This is a genomic window from Pedococcus sp. P2_D7 (assembly GCF_056404295.1).
Genome location: NZ_JBFUEH010000004.1, coordinates 539,508 through 554,078, shown reverse-complemented (window position 1 = coordinate 554,078; position 14,571 = coordinate 539,508). Strand labels below are relative to the sequence as shown.

Sequence of the window (14,571 nt, the reverse complement as noted above, 5' to 3'; positions counted from 1 at the left end):
CCCCGCCGTCCCACGATGCGACGGAGGCCGACACCCATCTGGGTGCCGGCCTCCGTGATGGGGCTGGTGTGGCTCAGGCCTTCTTCGCCGCGCGCTTCGTCGCGGCCTTCTTGGCCGGTGCCGCCTTCTTCGCGGGAGCCGCCTTCTTGGCCGGAGCGGCCTTCTTCACGACCGCCTTCTTCGCGGGCGCGGCCTTCTTGGCCGGTGCCGCCTTCTTCGCGGGAGCCGCCTTCTTGGCCGGAGCAGCCTTCTTCACGACCGCCTTCTTCGCGGGCGCGGCCTTCTTGGCCGGTGCCGCCTTCTTCGCGGGAGCCGCCTTCTTGGCCGGAGCAGCCTTCTTCACGACCGCCTTCTTCGCAGGCGCAGCCTTCTTGGCCGGTGCCGCCTTCTTCGCGGGAGCCGCCTTCTTGGCCGGAGCGGCCTTCTTCACGACCGCCTTCTTCGCAGGCGCAGCCTTCTTGGCACCGGCCGCGGCGGCCTTGGTGGCCGTCCCTGCAGCGGCGCGGGCACCGGCGACAGCTGCCTTGGGCAGCGAGCGCGGGTTCTTGACGACATCCTTGAAGGCCGAGCCGGCGCGGAACTTCGGCACCACGGTCTTCTTGATCTTCACGCTGGCACCGGTGCGCGGGTTGCGGCCGGTGCGCGCTGCCCGGGCGGCCTGCTCGAACGTTCCGAAGCCGGTGATGGCGACGCTGCCGCCCTTGGCCACCTCGCGGATGATCACGTCCACGACGGCCGTCAGTGCGTCGCTGGCTGCCTTCCGGCTGCCGAGGCGACTCTCCAGCTCCTTGATCAGTTCTGCCTTGTTCACGTTTTCCCCTTCATAGGGTTGGTGACGCCGGACCCCTTAGCCCGACGAGGGTGAGCGGCCGAGCCAGTGCCCGACTTGGGTCCGACGTTAGGGCGGTTGCGCGCGTGAGTCCACCATCTCGGCGCCCGATCTGTTGTGTCGCAACGGATTGCGGCACGCTCCGAGACGCCGGGTGCGGCGAACGGGAGCTATCGACGCTGGTCCGTGCAGTTGGCAGCTCGCTCGGCTCGATGGCCGGAAAGTGTTGCAGGTCAATGATTTTCGCACGGTCCTGACCGCGCAGCCGCCGTCCTGGAAGCCATGAGACCCCCGACGCACTGCGTCGGGGGTCTGTCCAGCTGGCGCCAGAAGGCGACTTTCGGGGAATTTGTGCTCGTCGGCGCGCCGCGCGCCTCAGGCCACCGTCGTGGAGGGCTTGTATGCCGGTCGGCGCGTCTCGAACTCGGTCACGTCCTGCTCGTGGCGCAGGGTCAGGCTGATGTCGTCGAGGCCCTCGAGGAGCCGCCAGCGCGTGTAGTCGTCGACCTCGAACGGCGCGACGATGTCACCGGCGGTGACGGTGCGCGACACGAGGTCGACCGTGACGGAGGCACCCGGCTCGTTCTCGAGGTACTTCCAGATCAGCTCGATGTCGTCCTGGGCGAGCTGCGCGGTGAGCAGCCCCTGCTTGCCGCTGTTGCCGCGGAAGATGTCGGCGAACCGAGACGACAGGACGACGCGGAACCCGTAGTTCAGCAACGCCCAGACGGCGTGCTCGCGTGAGGAGCCCGTCCCGAAGTCGGAACCCGCGACGAGGACCGACCCCGCGGCATACGAGGGGTGGTTGAGGATGAACGTCTCGTCCTTGCGCCACGCCGCGAACAGGCCGTCCTCGAAGCCGGTGCGGGTCACCCGCTTGAGGTAGACGGCGGGGATGATCTGGTCGGTGTCGACGTTGCTGCGGCGCAGCGGCACCCCGATCCCGGTGTGCGTCGTGAAGGCATCCATCACTTGCTCCCCTCGGAGGTGGCGTCGACGAGGTCGGCCGGGCTGGACAACGTGCCACGCAGGGCGGTGGCGGCGGCGACGAGCGGGCTGACCAGGTGGGTGCGGCCACCCTTGCCCTGCCGGCCCTCGAAGTTGCGGTTCGACGTGGAGGCGCTGCGCTCGCCCGGGGCGAGCTGGTCGGGGTTCATGCCAAGACACATCGAACAGCCTGGCAACCGCCACTCGGCGCCGGCCTCGGTGAAGACCCGGTCCAGCCCCTCCTCCTCGGCCTGCAGCCGCACCCGCGCAGACCCGGGCACGACGAGCATGCGGACGCCCTCGGCGACCCTGCGACCCTTGACCACCTCGGCGGCGGCGCGCAGGTCCTCGATCCGGCCGTTGGTGCAGGAGCCGACGAACACCGTGTCGACGCGGATCTCGCGCAACGGCGTGCCGGCGGTCAGGCCCATGTAGTCGAGGGCGTGCTGGGCGGCGGCCTTCTCGTTGTCGTCGCCCATCGTCTCGGGGTCGGGGACCGACTCGCCGAGCGGCAGTCCCTGGCCGGGGTTGGTGCCCCAGGTGACGAACGGCGTGAGCGTGGTGGCGTCGAGGTCGACCTCCGCGTCGAAGACCGCGTCGTCGTCGCTGCGCAGGGTGCTCCAGTCGGCGACGGCGGCATCCCAGTCGGCCCCGGTCGGGGCGTGCTCGCGGCCCTGGAGGTAGTCGAAGGTGGTCTGGTCGGGGGCGATCATGCCCGCGCGGGCGCCGGCCTCGATCGACATGTTGCACACCGTCATGCGGGCTTCCATGGACAGCGCCCGGATCGCACTCCCCCGGTACTCCAGGACGTAGCCCTGGCCCCCGCCGGTGCCGATCTTCGCGATCACCGCCAGCGTGATGTCCTTGGCCGTCACCCCGGGCTGGAGCTCGCCCTCGACGTTGACCGCCATGGTCCGGAACGGCTTGAGCGGCAAGGTCTGCGTCGCCAGCACGTGCTCGACCTCGGACGTGCCGATGCCGAAGGCCAGCGCGCCGAACGCACCGTGCGTCGACGTGTGCGAGTCGCCGCAGACGATCGTCATGCCCGGCTGGGTGAGGCCACGCTGCGGACCGACCACGTGGACGATGCCCTGCTCGGCGTGACCCATGGGGAAGAGCCGGACCCCGAACTCCTCACAGTTGCGGCGCAACGTGTCGACCTGCGTCTTGCTCACGAGGTCGGTGATCGGGCCGGGCGTGGTCGGGACGTTGTGGTCCTCGGTCGCGAGCGTGAGGTCGGGACGGCGGACGGGACGGCCCGCGAGCCGGAGCCCGTCGAAGGCCTGCGGCGAGGTGACTTCGTGGATCAGGTGGAGGTCGATGTAGAGCAGGTCCGGCTCGCCCTCGGCGCGCCGAACCACATGCGCTTCCCAGACCTTCTCGGCCAGCGTTCCTGACACGTCTTCCACCCTCTTGTCCTGATTGCGGCCCATCGCGGGCACGGCCTGGCCGTGCCCCGTCGTGAGCACGGCACTGTGCTGCAATCCGAGGTTCGCACGCGAGACACGCCCACGGATTTGCGTCTCAGCGAATGAGACGTCAATATCAAGCCATGGACACAACCAGTGGAGTCGGCGTTCTCGACAAGGCAGCCATCGTCCTCGGCGCCCTCGAGGCCGGTCCGTCGACCCTCGCCCAGCTGGTCACCGCGACCGGTCTGGCCCGCCCCACGGCTCACCGGCTGGCCGTCGCCCTCGAACACCACCGCCTCGTCACGCGCGATCTCCAGGGCCGTTTCGTGCTCGGTCCGCGCCTGGCCGAGCTCGCCGCCGCCGCCGGCGAGGACCGACTCCTGGCCGCTGCCGGCCCGGTGCTCGGCGCCCTGCGCGACCACACCAACGAGAGCGCGCAGCTCTTCCGGCGCCAGGGCGACCACCGCATCTGCGTGTCCGCGGCCGAGCGCCCGGTCGGCCTGCGCGACTCGATCCCGATCGGCGCGACCCTGTCGATGCTGGCCGGCTCCGCGGCCCAGGTGCTGCTCGCCTGGGAGGAGCCCGACCGCCTCCACCGCGGGCTGCACGGCGCCAAGTTCACCGCGACCACCCTCTCCGGCGTCCGCCGCCGCGGGTGGGCGCAGAGCGTGGGCGAGCGCGAGGCCGGCGTCGCGTCGGTGTCGGCGCCGGTGCGCGGCCCGTCCGGCCGCGTCGTCGCCGCGGTGTCCATCTCGGGCCCGATCGAGCGGCTCTCCCGCCAGCCCGGCCGCCTGCACGCCGCGACCGTGATCGCCGGCGCCAACAAGCTCACCGAGGTGCTCGCGCGCCACCACGCGCAGCAACAGCAGCAGAACCACGCCTGACCCGCGCTTCGGCCCGCCCGCACGACGACGTGGCACGCCTGCACGACGACGAGGTATGCCGTGCGGCCGAGCCGGCCGCGCGGCATACCTCGTGGCGTTGGCCGTGGGTAGTGTGACTATCCATGAGGATGTCGGAGCTGTCGGAGCGCAGCGGCACGACGGTGGCGACGCTCAAGTACTACCTGCGGGAGGGACTCGTCCCGGCCGGGGAGAGCCTCGGCGCCACCAGGGCCGACTACTCCGAGGCGCACCTCCAGCGGGTGCGGCTCGTCCGCGCGCTGATCGACGCGGGCGTCTCCGTCGCGCAGAGCAGGCGGGTGGTCCAGACCCTCGACTCTCCCCCGACCTCGCGGCACGACCTCCTCGGCAAGGCGCAGTACGCGCTTCCCGCCACCCACCCCGACATCGCCGTCAGTGACGAGGTGACCGAGCTCGTGGCCGGGCTCGGCTGGCGCGTCTCACCCGACTCACCCGCACTCCGCTCCTTGACCGGCGCGATCGCAGCGGCGAGGTCGGCCGGCGTGCCGCTCGAGACCGACTCGCTGACCGGCTACGCGCGGGCCACCGAGGGCGTGGCCGCGGTCGACGTGGCGGCTGTGCCACGCGACGACCTCGCCGCGGCCCTGCACCGGGTGGTGGCCGGTACCGTCCTGGTCGACCCCGTCCTGGCGGCGCTGCGCCGGCTCGCCCAGGAGCACGTCAGCAGCCGAACCACCTAGGGCCGGCCACGCTCGTTCGGAGCGCGTTCGGAGCTCATTCGGACGCGGACATGCGAGAAGCCCCCGTCCGTGGACGGAGGCTTATACTGGTAGCCCCGACGGGATTCGAACCCGCGCTACCGCCTTGAGAGGGCGGCGTGCTAGGCCGCTACACAACGGGGCCCTAGCTGGTTGCCCGTGCACTCTGCAGTGCGCGGGCAGCGGAGAGAACCATACCGGCAGGAAGTGGATTTCTCCGAATCGGCGTGTGCCACAAGGGCTTGCGCCTGAGCTGGGGTACCAGGACTCGAACCTAGAATGACGGTACCAGAAACCGTAGTGTTGCCAATTACACCATACCCCAAGGGGGTATCACTTCCAGCGCGCCCGGAGGCCTTCATGGGAGTGAACCGAGACGCGATACTACCGGCCCCTCGGTCGCGTTCCCAAATCGGCTGGGCGTAGCCCCTGCCACGTCACGTCGGGTGGGCCCCGACGCCCGGTCCGACGCTCCCTCGCGGTCAGGCGAGGTCGTCGTGCAGCCGGTGCAGGCGGGCCAGGGTCGAGGTCTTGCCGAGGATCTCCATCGACTCGAACAACGGCGGGCTGATGCGCTGGCCGGAGACGGCAGTGCGCAGCGGACCGAACGCGAACTTGGGCTTGATGCCCATCTCCTCGACGATCGCCGCACGCAGGGCCGCCTCGATGACGGGGGCGCTCCAGCCGCTCTCGGAGCCGAGCACCCCGGAACGGGTGTCGTCGACGTCCTCGAGTGCCTTGATGGCAGCCGCGAGGACCTCGCCCGAGTCGTCCTTGAGCTGGGCGCGCGCGTCCTCGGCGATCTCGATCTCGTCGTCGCCGACGAAGAACGGTCGCACCAGGGCACTCGCCTCGGTGAGCAGGACCATGCGGGTCTGGATCAGCTCGGTGACCTTGCCCAGGCGGGCGAGTTGGCCGAGGCTCGGGTTGTCACCGAGCACCCCGTCGGCCTCGAGGAACGGCAGCAGTCGCGACGCGAGCTGCCCGACCTCGAGCCCACGGATGTAGACGCCGTTGAGCCAGTCGAGCTTCTTGAGGTCGAAGATGGGGCCGACCGGGTTGACCTTCTTCCAGTCGAAGTCCTGGCTGAACTCCTCGAACGTGAAGACCTCGACGTCCTCCCCCTCGGCGCCCTGCTTTGGCGGATAGGCAAGCAGCGCAAGGAAGTTCACCAGGGCCTCGGGGAGGTAGCCCTGCTCCTTGAACCAGGTCAGGCGGGCGGCGGGGTTCTTGCGCTTGGAGATCTTGGACTTGTCGGTGTTGCGCAGCAGCGGCATGTGGGCGAACTTCGGCGGCTCCAGCCCGAGGTCCTTGTAGAGCTGGATGTGCTTGGGGGTGCTGGAGATCCACTCCTCACCGCGCACGACGTGGGTGATCCCCATCTCGTGGTCGTCGACGACGACGGCGAGGTGGTAGGTCGGGAACCCGTCGCCCTTGAGGATCACCTGGTCGTCGGGACGCGGTGCGGACACGCGCCCACGGATGAGGTCGTCGAAGGTCAGGTCGACGTCGTCGGGGATGAGCATCCGCACGACCGGCGTCTCGTTGAAGCCCGGCAGCTCGGCCCGCTCCTCGCGGGTCTTGCCGTGGCAGAGGCGGTCGTACCCGGTGGGCTGCTTGACCTTCTGCTGCATGTCACGCATCTGTGCGAGGCGCTCGGTCGAGCACCAGCAGTGGTAGGCGCGACCGTCGGCCAGCAGCCGCTCGACGTACGGGCGGTAGGTGTCCAGCCGCTCGGACTGTCGGTACGGCGCGAAGGGCCCACCCACGTCGGGCCCCTCGTCCCACTGCAGCCCCAGCCAGTGCAGCGTCTCGAAGACCTGCTGCTCGCTGTCCTCCCGGAACCGCGCGCGGTCGGTGTCCTCGATGCGCAGCACGAACGACCCGCCCTGCTGGCGCGCGAAGGCCAGGTTGAACAGCGACATGTAGGCGGTGCCGACGTGCGGGTCGCCGGTGGGCGACGGCGCGACACGGAGGCGGGGTGCGGAGGAGGGCTTCTCAGTCATGGTGCCCCGATTCTAGGGACCCCAGCCGAGGTGCCGTATGCCGCGTCGCCGGCCCCGCGGCATACCTCACTTCAGGGAACGGGCGATCGGGCTGAAGTGGTCCTGAAGCGGGTCTTGGGACGGTTCACCTGTCAGCACAACCACCAAGACCTACTCCGAGGAGGAGAGAACGATGACCACCACGACCACCACCCACAGCCCCCAGCACAGCTCGACCGCGGCAACCAGCCACCGGACCCCCCGTCGCCTGCAGCGTCGCCTCGCCGCCCTCGTCCTCGTCCTCGCGGGCGTCGTCGGGCTCGGCACCGCCACCGCCACCTCCGCGTCGGCCGCGACGGTTCCCGGCGGCACGCTCGCGGCGACCTGCAACTACCGCTCGATCTCCGCCCAGGCCCCCGACCTGCACTGGACGGCTCCCGGCTGGGCCGTCTCCTACCGGTTCAAGATCTTCGAGTACAACACCTCCGGCTGGGTCCTCCGGCAGGTCTACCCCTCCAGCGGCTACCTCACCACCCGTAGCGGCTGGGGCATGGGCAACGACGTCTTCACCTTCGCGGCCCGGTCCGGCTACGCCTACAACGCGAGCATCGAGATGTACTGGTACTACAACGGCGTCTACCAGGGCTACCAGTACCAGTCCGAGATCCACTCCACCGCCGGTGCCTGGGTCTCCACCTCCCCCACCTGGTGCCGCGTCCTCTAGCGGCCGAGCGGACGGCGCCGACAGGGTCAACCCCTGTCGGTGCCGTCCGCTGTTTGGTGGTGTCCCGGCCCCGGTGGCAGTGCCACGCTTGAAGGGCTCCGGCGCGGGCCGGGCGGCTGAGCAGCCGGAGGGTCGGTGGAGGTCAAGCTCCTGGGCAGCATGCAGGTCCTCGCGGACGACGGCTCCCCCGTCGAGTGCGGGGGGCCCAAGCAGCGGGCCGTGCTGGCCCAGCTCGCCCTCGAGCCGAACCACACCGTGTCGGTCGACCGCCTCGCCGAAGGCGTCTGGGGAGAACGGGTGCCGCCCCACCACCGGCAGAACCTCCAGGTCTACGTGTCGACCCTGCGCCGGGCCCTCGAACCGGACCGGCCCGCAGGGTCACCGAGCCGCCTGGTCGGGCACGGCGAGGGGTATGAGCTCACCGCGTCCTCCGACGAGGTCGACGTGTCTCGGTTTAGGGCAAGCCTCGCCGGGGGTGGCGACGCCCTCGCTGCCGGTCGCCCGAAGGCAGCGGCCGAGCTCTGCTCGCTGGCCCTGCGGGAGTGGCGTGGTGACCCCTTGGCCGACCTCGTGGGACTGCCGTTCGCCGCCGACTGGCTCGAACCCCTGCACCGTGAGCGGATGCTCGGACGTGAGCTCCTCGCCGAGGCCCACCTCGCGCTGGCCCAGCACCAGGTGGCGCTGCCCGACCTCGAGGAGCTGACCGAGCAGCACCCGGACCGTGAGCACCTCTGGGAGATGCTGGTGACCGCGCTGGCGCGAGCGGGTCGGCAGGCTGATGCCCTCGACGCCGTGCGCCGCGCTCGGCGTCACCTGTCCCGTGAGCTGGGGCTCGACCCCGGACCAGCCCTGGCGGTGCTCGCCGACCGCGTCCTGCACCAGGACCCGACGCTGCTGGGCGCACGGCCCCCGGCGATCCGCGCCGAGCCGGTCCCCGTCCCCCTGGCGCCATCGGTCGGGCGGGACGAGGTGATCGCCGCGACGGCGCAGGCACTGGACTCGCACCGCCTGGTCGTGCTGACCGGGCCGGGCGGGGTCGGCAAGACCCGCACCGCCCAGGAGGCTCTCGCCCTGCGTCACGCGCCCACGGTGCGGTGGGTGTCCTTCGCCACCGAGCCCGGAGGTGCCTCGGTGATCGACACGGTCGCGCGCTCCCTGGGCGTCACGCCCGCCGCCCTCGGCGACGTGCTCGACGACGAGCCGACCGTGCTCGCCCTCGACAACCTGGAACACCTCGTGGACGCGCCCCGTGAGATCCGTGAGCTGCTCGAGCACCACCGCTCGACCCGCGTGCTGGCCACGTCACGCGGGCCGTTGGGCATTCCGGGCGAGCACGTCGTCCCCGTGCCGTTCCTCGACCCCCGAACCACGGCCCGGCAGCTTTTCGTCGAGCGCGCGGCAGCGGTCGTCCCCGGGTACACGGGCGCGTCCGACGGCGAGTCAGTAGTGCGTCTGTGCGAGCGCCTCGACGGACTCCCCCTCGCCATCGAGCTGGCTGCAGCGCGGGTCGCGACGCTTCCTCCTGCCGACCTCCTCACTCGTCTCCCACTCGTCGGGGACGTCAGCGCGGTCGAGGCCGGTGGGCGTCAGTCGTCCCTCACGGCGCTTGTCCGCTGGAGCCTCGACCTGCTGCGGCCTGCCGAGCGGGGCGCGCTCGCCGCCCTCGCGGTGCTGGACGGCTCCCCCGACAGGGGCACCGCGTCTGCGGCCGTGGCCGCCGTGGCCGCCGTGGCCGCCGTGGCAGTCGGGGCCGCCGGTCCCGAGGGGACACCGCCCGAGGATCCCCTTCTGGCCATCGAGGCGCTGGTCCGCCACGCACTGGTCCAACCGCTCGAGTCACCGTCCGGACGGAGGTTCGGACTCCTGCACACCGTTCGCGCGGTGTGCCTGGCCGCTGCCGAGCAGACGGAGGCTGACGCGAGGGACCAGGGCGCGGCGGGCGGTGTCGACCGCGCGACCGTCCGACGCCAGGCCGTCCTGATGGCGGTGGCCGACCAGTGGCTCGAGGAGGCGCAGCGGGTCGACTTCGAGGACCTCGTGCCCGAGGAGTTCGTGGCAGCGACCAAGGATGACCTACCCATCCTGCGTCAGGTGGTCGCCGAACTGGTCGCGACCGGACGACCGGACCGAGCGACCTCACTCCTGGTGAACCGACGTCGCGCGCTCGCCCTGCTCGGGCGCCAGGACGTCCTGCTCGACCTCATGACGACTGTCCTCGGGTCCCCGGATCCGGGCCCGTGGCTACCGAAGGCGCAGATCATCGCGGGAAGTGCGTCCTACGTCGTCGAGGGGCCCGAGCTGGCAGCTCCCCTGCTCGCGGCAGTCGACCAGCTCGAGGTCTCGGACACGGTGCACCGGGTGCTCGCCCACTGCTTCCGTGCCGTGATCGCCTCGGAGCTCGACGACCACGATGTGGCGCGGGCCGAGGGCGACCTTGCCATCGCGGTGGCCACGGCGGCGGGTCACCGCGGGATGAGGCACCGCGCCCACAGCGCCGCAGCCTGGGTGGCGGCCCAGCGGCTTGACCCGGAGCAAGTCGTCCACCATGGGCAGATGGGGCTCGAGCTCGCTCTGGACGACACCGAGGCGATCTCGGCGCTGGTGGACCTGGCTCGAGGTCACCTCATGGCCGACGCACCGGCGCTGGCCATCTCGATCGCCCAGGACGCAGTGCGGCGCAGCCGGCGTATGAGCACCGGATATGCGCTCAGCAACGCACTTCAGATCCTCGGCTTCGCCCTCGTGCGTGACGGCCAGACGGCAAGCGGCCGTGGCGTCCTCGCCGAGTCCATCCAGCACTACGACCCGAGCGACCTCGGTTGGCAGTTGGAGACGATCGCCGCCATGGCCATCGCCACGCTGGTTGAAGGTCCGGACACCGAAGCCCAGGCGCTGTTCCACGACGTCTCGAGAGCGGCCGCCAGGGCGGGGTTGGGCGAGTCGGCCGTCCCGGTGGAGCTGCAGGACCTGGCCGCTGGACTCCCCGTCGCGCCACCCGGACCGGTGGCCGGACCGGCCCCGTCGATCACCGAGCTGAGGGACCGCGCCTTCAACGCGTCCACGACGGTCGCGCCCCCGGGTACCGCGTCACAAGGCTGACGCAGCAGGCCTCGGGTATGCCGCGTGGCTTGCCACGCGGCATACCTCCCTCAGCGGCGCACGAAGGTGTTGCTGAGCGTGCCGATGCCCTCGATCTCGACATCGACCCGCTGGCCCGGCTCGACGAGGCCGACGCCGGCGGGGGTGCCGGTGAGGATGACATCACCGGGGAGGAGGGTGAACGCGGCACTGACGTAGGACACCAGGGTCTCCACGTCGAAGATCATGTCGGCGGTCCGGCCGTCCTGGCGGGTCTCGCCGTCGATCCGGCTCTGGATGCGCAGGTCGGAGACGTCGAGGTCGGTGGCGATCCAGGGTCCGAGCGGCGTGGACGTGTCGAAACCCTTGGCCCTGGCCCACTGCCCGTCGCCCCGCTGCCAGTCGCGGGCGGTGACGTCGTTGGCGCACGTGTAGCCGTAGACGACCTCGGAGACGCGCTCCCGCGGCACGTCCTTGGCGATCCGCCCGATGACGACGGCGAGCTCGCCCTCGTAGGAGATCTCCTGCGCCCCGGCCGGCATGACGATGGGGTCGCCGGGACCGACGACCGCGGTGTTGGGGACGAGGAACATCAGCGGCTGCGCCGGGGGTTCGCCGCCCATCTCCTTGGCGTGGTCGGCGTAGTTGCGACCGATGCCGATCACCTTGCTGCGCGGGATGACCGGCGCGAGGAGCCGTGCGTCCTCGAGGGGCACGGTCTCCCCCGTCAGCACGAGCGACTGGTAGAGGGGGTCGCCCTGGACCTGGGCGATGAACTCGCGGCCCGGCTCCCCCTCGACGATGCCGTAGGAGGGGTCTTCACCAGTGGTGTATCTCGCGATGCGCACCTGCGGAGCCTATCGGGGCGACGTGGTCGTCCCGGTCGCGGGAGAGGTCGAGGAGGTGCGGCTCAGCGCCGCGAGAACTCGCGACGGTAGCGCTGGGGCGAGGTGCCCACGACGGTCTGGAAGTGGGTGCGCAGCAACGCAGCCGACCCGAACCCGCTGTGCGATGCGACCGACTCCACGGGGAGGTCGGTCGACTCGAGCAGCTCTCGAGCGCGTAGCACCCGTTGCTGGACGAGCCACTTGTGCGGCGTCGTGCCGGTCTCGGCGACGAAGCGCCGGGCGAAGGTGCGCTCGGACATCATCGCGAGGCGTGCCAGGTCCGGAACGGTGTGGGGGGCGTCGAGGTTCTCGGTGATGTGGTTGAGCACCGGCTGCATGCTCTCGCAGTCGACCTCGGGCAACGGCGCCTCGACGTACTGGCGCTGGCCGCCGTCGCGCTGCGGAGGGACGACCATGCGGCGGGCGATGCGGGTGGCCACCGTCGACCCCAGCTCGCGACGGACCAGGTGGAGCACGGCGTCGATGCCTGCGGCAGTCCCGGCCCCGGTGACGATCTGGCCGTGGTCGAGGTAGAGCACGTCCATGGAGACCGTGGTCTTGGGGAACCGGCGGGCGAACGACTCGGCGTAGCGCCAGTGCGTCACCGCGGTCAGTCCGTCGAGCAGCCCGGTCTCGCCGAGGATGAACGCCCCGGTGCAGATCGACAGGATGGTGGCGCCGCGGGCGTGCGCGCCGCGGATCGCGTCGAGCAGCTCCTCCGGATACGTGTCGCGGATCCCGCCGGCAGGCATCACCACGAGGTCGGCGTCCAGGGCGTCCTGCCACTGGTGCGTCGGCGTCAGGGCGCCGCCGCTCGTCGTCGGGACGGCGACGCCGGCGGTCTCGCCGCACATCATGAAGGTGAACGGCGGCACTCCGTCGTCGGTGCGGTCGAGCCCGAAGACCTCGCACGCGATGGCGGTCTCGAACATGGCGACGGGGTCGGTGATGAGCGCTGCAATGGTGGACAGGGCCATGCGAAGCAGTATGGCAGAAAAACTGCCCTCAGCGACAGTTCTGCCACTCGTGTCTGGAATCGGTTGAGCGCATGATTTCAGTCATGGAAATCATTGTTCTCATCGCCCTTGTCACTGCGTTGGTGTTCGCCCTCGAGCGTCACCACCGCCGCACCTGGTCGCTCCCCCACGCACCGCACGGAGCCGACTCGACGATCGCCTTCAGCGACCTCGACCACGACTGGGACCGCGTCCTCCACGACGCCAGTGCCAGGTCGTGACCGCCACACCCACCAGCCACCACGAACGGCCGTTGCTCGGTCGACCGGGAGCCCTGGCGCCCGGGCAGCCGAGCAGTGGCCGTTGTCCATGGCGGTCGAGGGTGCCCACAGGTGGTCCGGGCCGGGCGTGCCGCGCGGCTAGCCTTGGTGCCCATGGTCGCCAGGGTGCTCGAGCAGGCGGCGTGGCAGGCCCTCGAGGCTGACCACGCCGACCGGGTCGACGCCCTCACCGCCGGCCACCGGGAGCGTCGCCAGACCGGCACTCCCCATCCGGTCGAGGACTTCCTCTTCACCTACTACCCGTTCAAGCCGTCGCAGCTGCGTCGCTGGCACCCGGGTCCCGACGTGGTCCTCGAGGGCGCCGCACAGCTGGACCGGGGGTCGTGGCGGTTCTACCGCGACGTGAACGGCGCCAGCGTCCTGGACGGCGCGGCATACCTCGAGGCGCGCGGCGCCACGGTCGAGTTCGTGCGCCGGCTCGTGTCCGCGACGCACTCGCGGCCGGCGCAGCTCGGCTGCTTCGGGCTGCACGAGTGGGCGATGGTCTACCGCCAGTCACCCGTCGAGGTGCGCCATGCCGCCTGGCCGCTGCGGCTCGGGCCGACCGGCACCGACGAGGTCGTCGACGGGCTGCAGATCAGGTGCACCCACTTCGACGCCTTCCGCTTCTACACCCCGCCCGCCCGGTCGCTGAACCTCCTGCAGCCGACCCGCGAGGACCAGGTCGCACTCGAGCAGCCGGGCTGCCTCCACGCCAGCATGGACCTCTACAAGTGGTGCATGAAGCTCGCGCCTGCCGTGCCGAGTGCGTTGACCCTCAAGTGCTTCGAGCTCGCCCGCGAGATCCGCGAGCTCGACATGCGGGCCTCCCCCTACGACCTCAGCGCCCTCGGCTACTCGCCCGTCACCATCGAGACGCCCCAGGGGCGGGCCGAGTATGCCGCCGCGCAGCGCGACTTCGCGACCCGCGGACAGGGCCTGCGGGAGCGACTCCTGCAGGCCCTGGACGCGGTCGACGGTGGTCACTCCACCGGGTCGGCCGAGCTCTCCGTGCCCGTCTCGTCCTCCGCCAGGATGCGGTAGAGCGAGCGACGCGCGTCGGCGAGCACCCGCTGGGCCGCCTCGATCTGGGTCGGCTGGCCGGCCACGACGACCTGTTCGACAGCGACGACGAGCTGACCGATCTCGCGGCGCATCTCGCGGAAGCCCCGCTGCGGCGTCGTCGCGTCGGCGAAGGCCTGGGCGAGCTCGTCACCGTGGGTCTCGGCATGGGCCCGACCGTCGTCGGTCAGGGCGAAGACCTTGCGCCGCGGGTCGTCGTCGGACTCGTCGGGGGCGATCAGGCCCTCCTCCTCGAGCAGGCGCAGCGCGGGGTAGACCGATCCGGGACCGGGCTGCCACGAGCCGTCGGAGCGCTCGGCGATGGCGGTGATGATGCCGTAGCCGTTCATCGGCTCCTCGGCGAGCAGGGCGAGGATCGCCCTGCGGACGTCACCTCGACGGCCCCGACGCGGACCGCGTCCGCGGGGACCACGGCCCTCGCCGAAGCCGCCACCGCGCCCGGCGCCGGGCCCGAAGCCCGCTGCGGGTCCGAAGCCTGCGAACTCGCCGCGACCGCGACGGGGCCCGCCGTGGTGGCCGTGGCCGGGCTGGCCGTCCTGGCCGCGGGTGCGACCGGGCTGGCCGTCGATGGACCGGCCCCGGCCGGCGTGGCCACCTCGACGGGGGTGGGACATCTGGCTGTTCAGGTTCATGCGGTTCATGGGGTCACTCCTACGAAGTGTGGTGGTGCGGGGGCCGTCACTCTGGTC

At 71.1% G+C, this 14,571-nt stretch carries 13 protein-coding genes and 2 tRNA genes; 6 read left to right on the top strand and 9 right to left on the bottom strand.

Annotated elements, in window-relative coordinates; all coding sequences use genetic code 11:
- Nucleotides 1-73: 73 nt before the first annotated feature.
- The 3 genes from AC1DWJ_RS11820 to leuC all read right to left on the bottom strand — a co-directional run bounded on the left by AC1DWJ_RS11820 (nucleotide 74) and on the right by leuC (nucleotide 3,216).
- Nucleotides 74-811: an HU family DNA-binding protein gene (locus tag AC1DWJ_RS11820; protein WP_477620861.1), complete on the bottom strand. Its 738-nt coding sequence runs from the start codon at nucleotides 809-811 to the stop codon at nucleotides 74-76.
- 393 nt (nucleotides 812-1,204) lie between these two features.
- A complete protein-coding gene (gene leuD, locus AC1DWJ_RS11815) occupies nucleotides 1,205-1,798 on the bottom strand; it encodes a 3-isopropylmalate dehydratase small subunit (RefSeq protein ID WP_457253398.1) in 594 nt (197 codons plus the stop codon).
- Entirely contained in the window at nucleotides 1,798-3,216 is a 1,419-nt protein-coding gene (gene leuC / locus AC1DWJ_RS11810; protein WP_457253399.1) for a 3-isopropylmalate dehydratase large subunit, read from the bottom strand. The genes leuD and leuC overlap by 1 nt, the downstream gene beginning before the upstream one ends.
- A 152-nt stretch (nucleotides 3,217-3,368) precedes the next feature.
- Here leuC and AC1DWJ_RS11805 point away from each other — a divergent pair, with 152 nt between their 5' ends.
- Nucleotides 3,369-4,112, top strand: a complete 744-nt coding sequence (locus tag AC1DWJ_RS11805; RefSeq protein WP_056922488.1) for an IclR family transcriptional regulator — start codon at nucleotides 3,369-3,371, stop codon at nucleotides 4,110-4,112.
- Between the two features lie 122 nt (nucleotides 4,113-4,234).
- Nucleotides 4,235-4,831 (top strand): MerR family transcriptional regulator, encoded by a 597-nt coding sequence (locus tag AC1DWJ_RS11800; RefSeq protein ID WP_477620860.1) that lies wholly within the window; start codon nucleotides 4,235-4,237, stop codon nucleotides 4,829-4,831.
- 87 nt (nucleotides 4,832-4,918) lie between these two features.
- Here AC1DWJ_RS11800 and AC1DWJ_RS11795 read toward each other — a convergent pair.
- The 3 genes from AC1DWJ_RS11795 to gltX all read right to left on the bottom strand — a co-directional run bounded on the left by AC1DWJ_RS11795 (nucleotide 4,919) and on the right by gltX (nucleotide 6,855).
- Nucleotides 4,919-4,994, bottom strand: a tRNA-Glu gene (locus AC1DWJ_RS11795).
- A gap of 108 nt (nucleotides 4,995-5,102) precedes the next feature.
- Nucleotides 5,103-5,174: transfer RNA gene (locus tag AC1DWJ_RS11790), tRNA-Gln, on the bottom strand.
- Between the two features lie 157 nt (nucleotides 5,175-5,331).
- Nucleotides 5,332-6,855, bottom strand: a complete 1,524-nt coding sequence (gene gltX / locus AC1DWJ_RS11785; protein WP_477620859.1) for a glutamate--tRNA ligase — start codon at nucleotides 6,853-6,855, stop codon at nucleotides 5,332-5,334.
- A 172-nt stretch (nucleotides 6,856-7,027) separates the two neighbouring features.
- On the opposite strand from gltX, the gene AC1DWJ_RS11780 reads away from it, so the two are divergent.
- The gene (locus tag AC1DWJ_RS11780; RefSeq protein ID WP_457253402.1) at nucleotides 7,028-7,558 is read left to right on the top strand and encodes a hypothetical protein; all 531 of its coding nucleotides are present in this window, start codon (nucleotides 7,028-7,030) and stop codon (nucleotides 7,556-7,558) included.
- 135 nt (nucleotides 7,559-7,693) lie between these two features.
- On the top strand, nucleotides 7,694-10,657 hold the full coding sequence (locus AC1DWJ_RS11775) for an AfsR/SARP family transcriptional regulator (protein ID WP_477620858.1): 2,964 nt from the start codon (nucleotides 7,694-7,696) through the stop codon (nucleotides 10,655-10,657).
- A gap of 50 nt (nucleotides 10,658-10,707) precedes the next feature.
- On the opposite strand, the gene AC1DWJ_RS11770 is transcribed toward AC1DWJ_RS11775, so the two are convergent.
- Both AC1DWJ_RS11770 and AC1DWJ_RS11765 read right to left on the bottom strand, forming a co-directional pair.
- On the bottom strand, nucleotides 10,708-11,484 hold the full coding sequence (locus tag AC1DWJ_RS11770) for a fumarylacetoacetate hydrolase family protein (RefSeq protein WP_477620857.1): 777 nt from the start codon (nucleotides 11,482-11,484) through the stop codon (nucleotides 10,708-10,710).
- Nucleotides 11,485-11,546: 62 nt separating this feature from the next.
- Nucleotides 11,547-12,500: a GlxA family transcriptional regulator gene (locus AC1DWJ_RS11765; protein ID WP_457253405.1), complete on the bottom strand. Its 954-nt coding sequence runs from the start codon at nucleotides 12,498-12,500 to the stop codon at nucleotides 11,547-11,549.
- Nucleotides 12,501-12,583: 83 nt separating this feature from the next.
- Between AC1DWJ_RS11765 and AC1DWJ_RS11760 the strand changes: the two genes are divergently transcribed.
- Nucleotides 12,584-12,760: a hypothetical protein gene (locus AC1DWJ_RS11760; RefSeq protein WP_457253406.1), complete on the top strand. Its 177-nt coding sequence runs from the start codon at nucleotides 12,584-12,586 to the stop codon at nucleotides 12,758-12,760.
- A gap of 153 nt (nucleotides 12,761-12,913) precedes the next feature.
- On the top strand, nucleotides 12,914-13,843 hold the full coding sequence (locus AC1DWJ_RS11755; RefSeq protein ID WP_477620856.1) for a 3-methyladenine DNA glycosylase: 930 nt from the start codon (nucleotides 12,914-12,916) through the stop codon (nucleotides 13,841-13,843).
- Here AC1DWJ_RS11755 and AC1DWJ_RS11750 read toward each other — a convergent pair.
- Nucleotides 13,783-14,523, bottom strand: a complete 741-nt coding sequence (locus AC1DWJ_RS11750; protein ID WP_477620855.1) for a PadR family transcriptional regulator — start codon at nucleotides 14,521-14,523, stop codon at nucleotides 13,783-13,785. The genes AC1DWJ_RS11755 and AC1DWJ_RS11750 overlap by 61 nt on opposite strands.
- Nucleotides 14,524-14,571 lie beyond the last annotated feature (48 nt).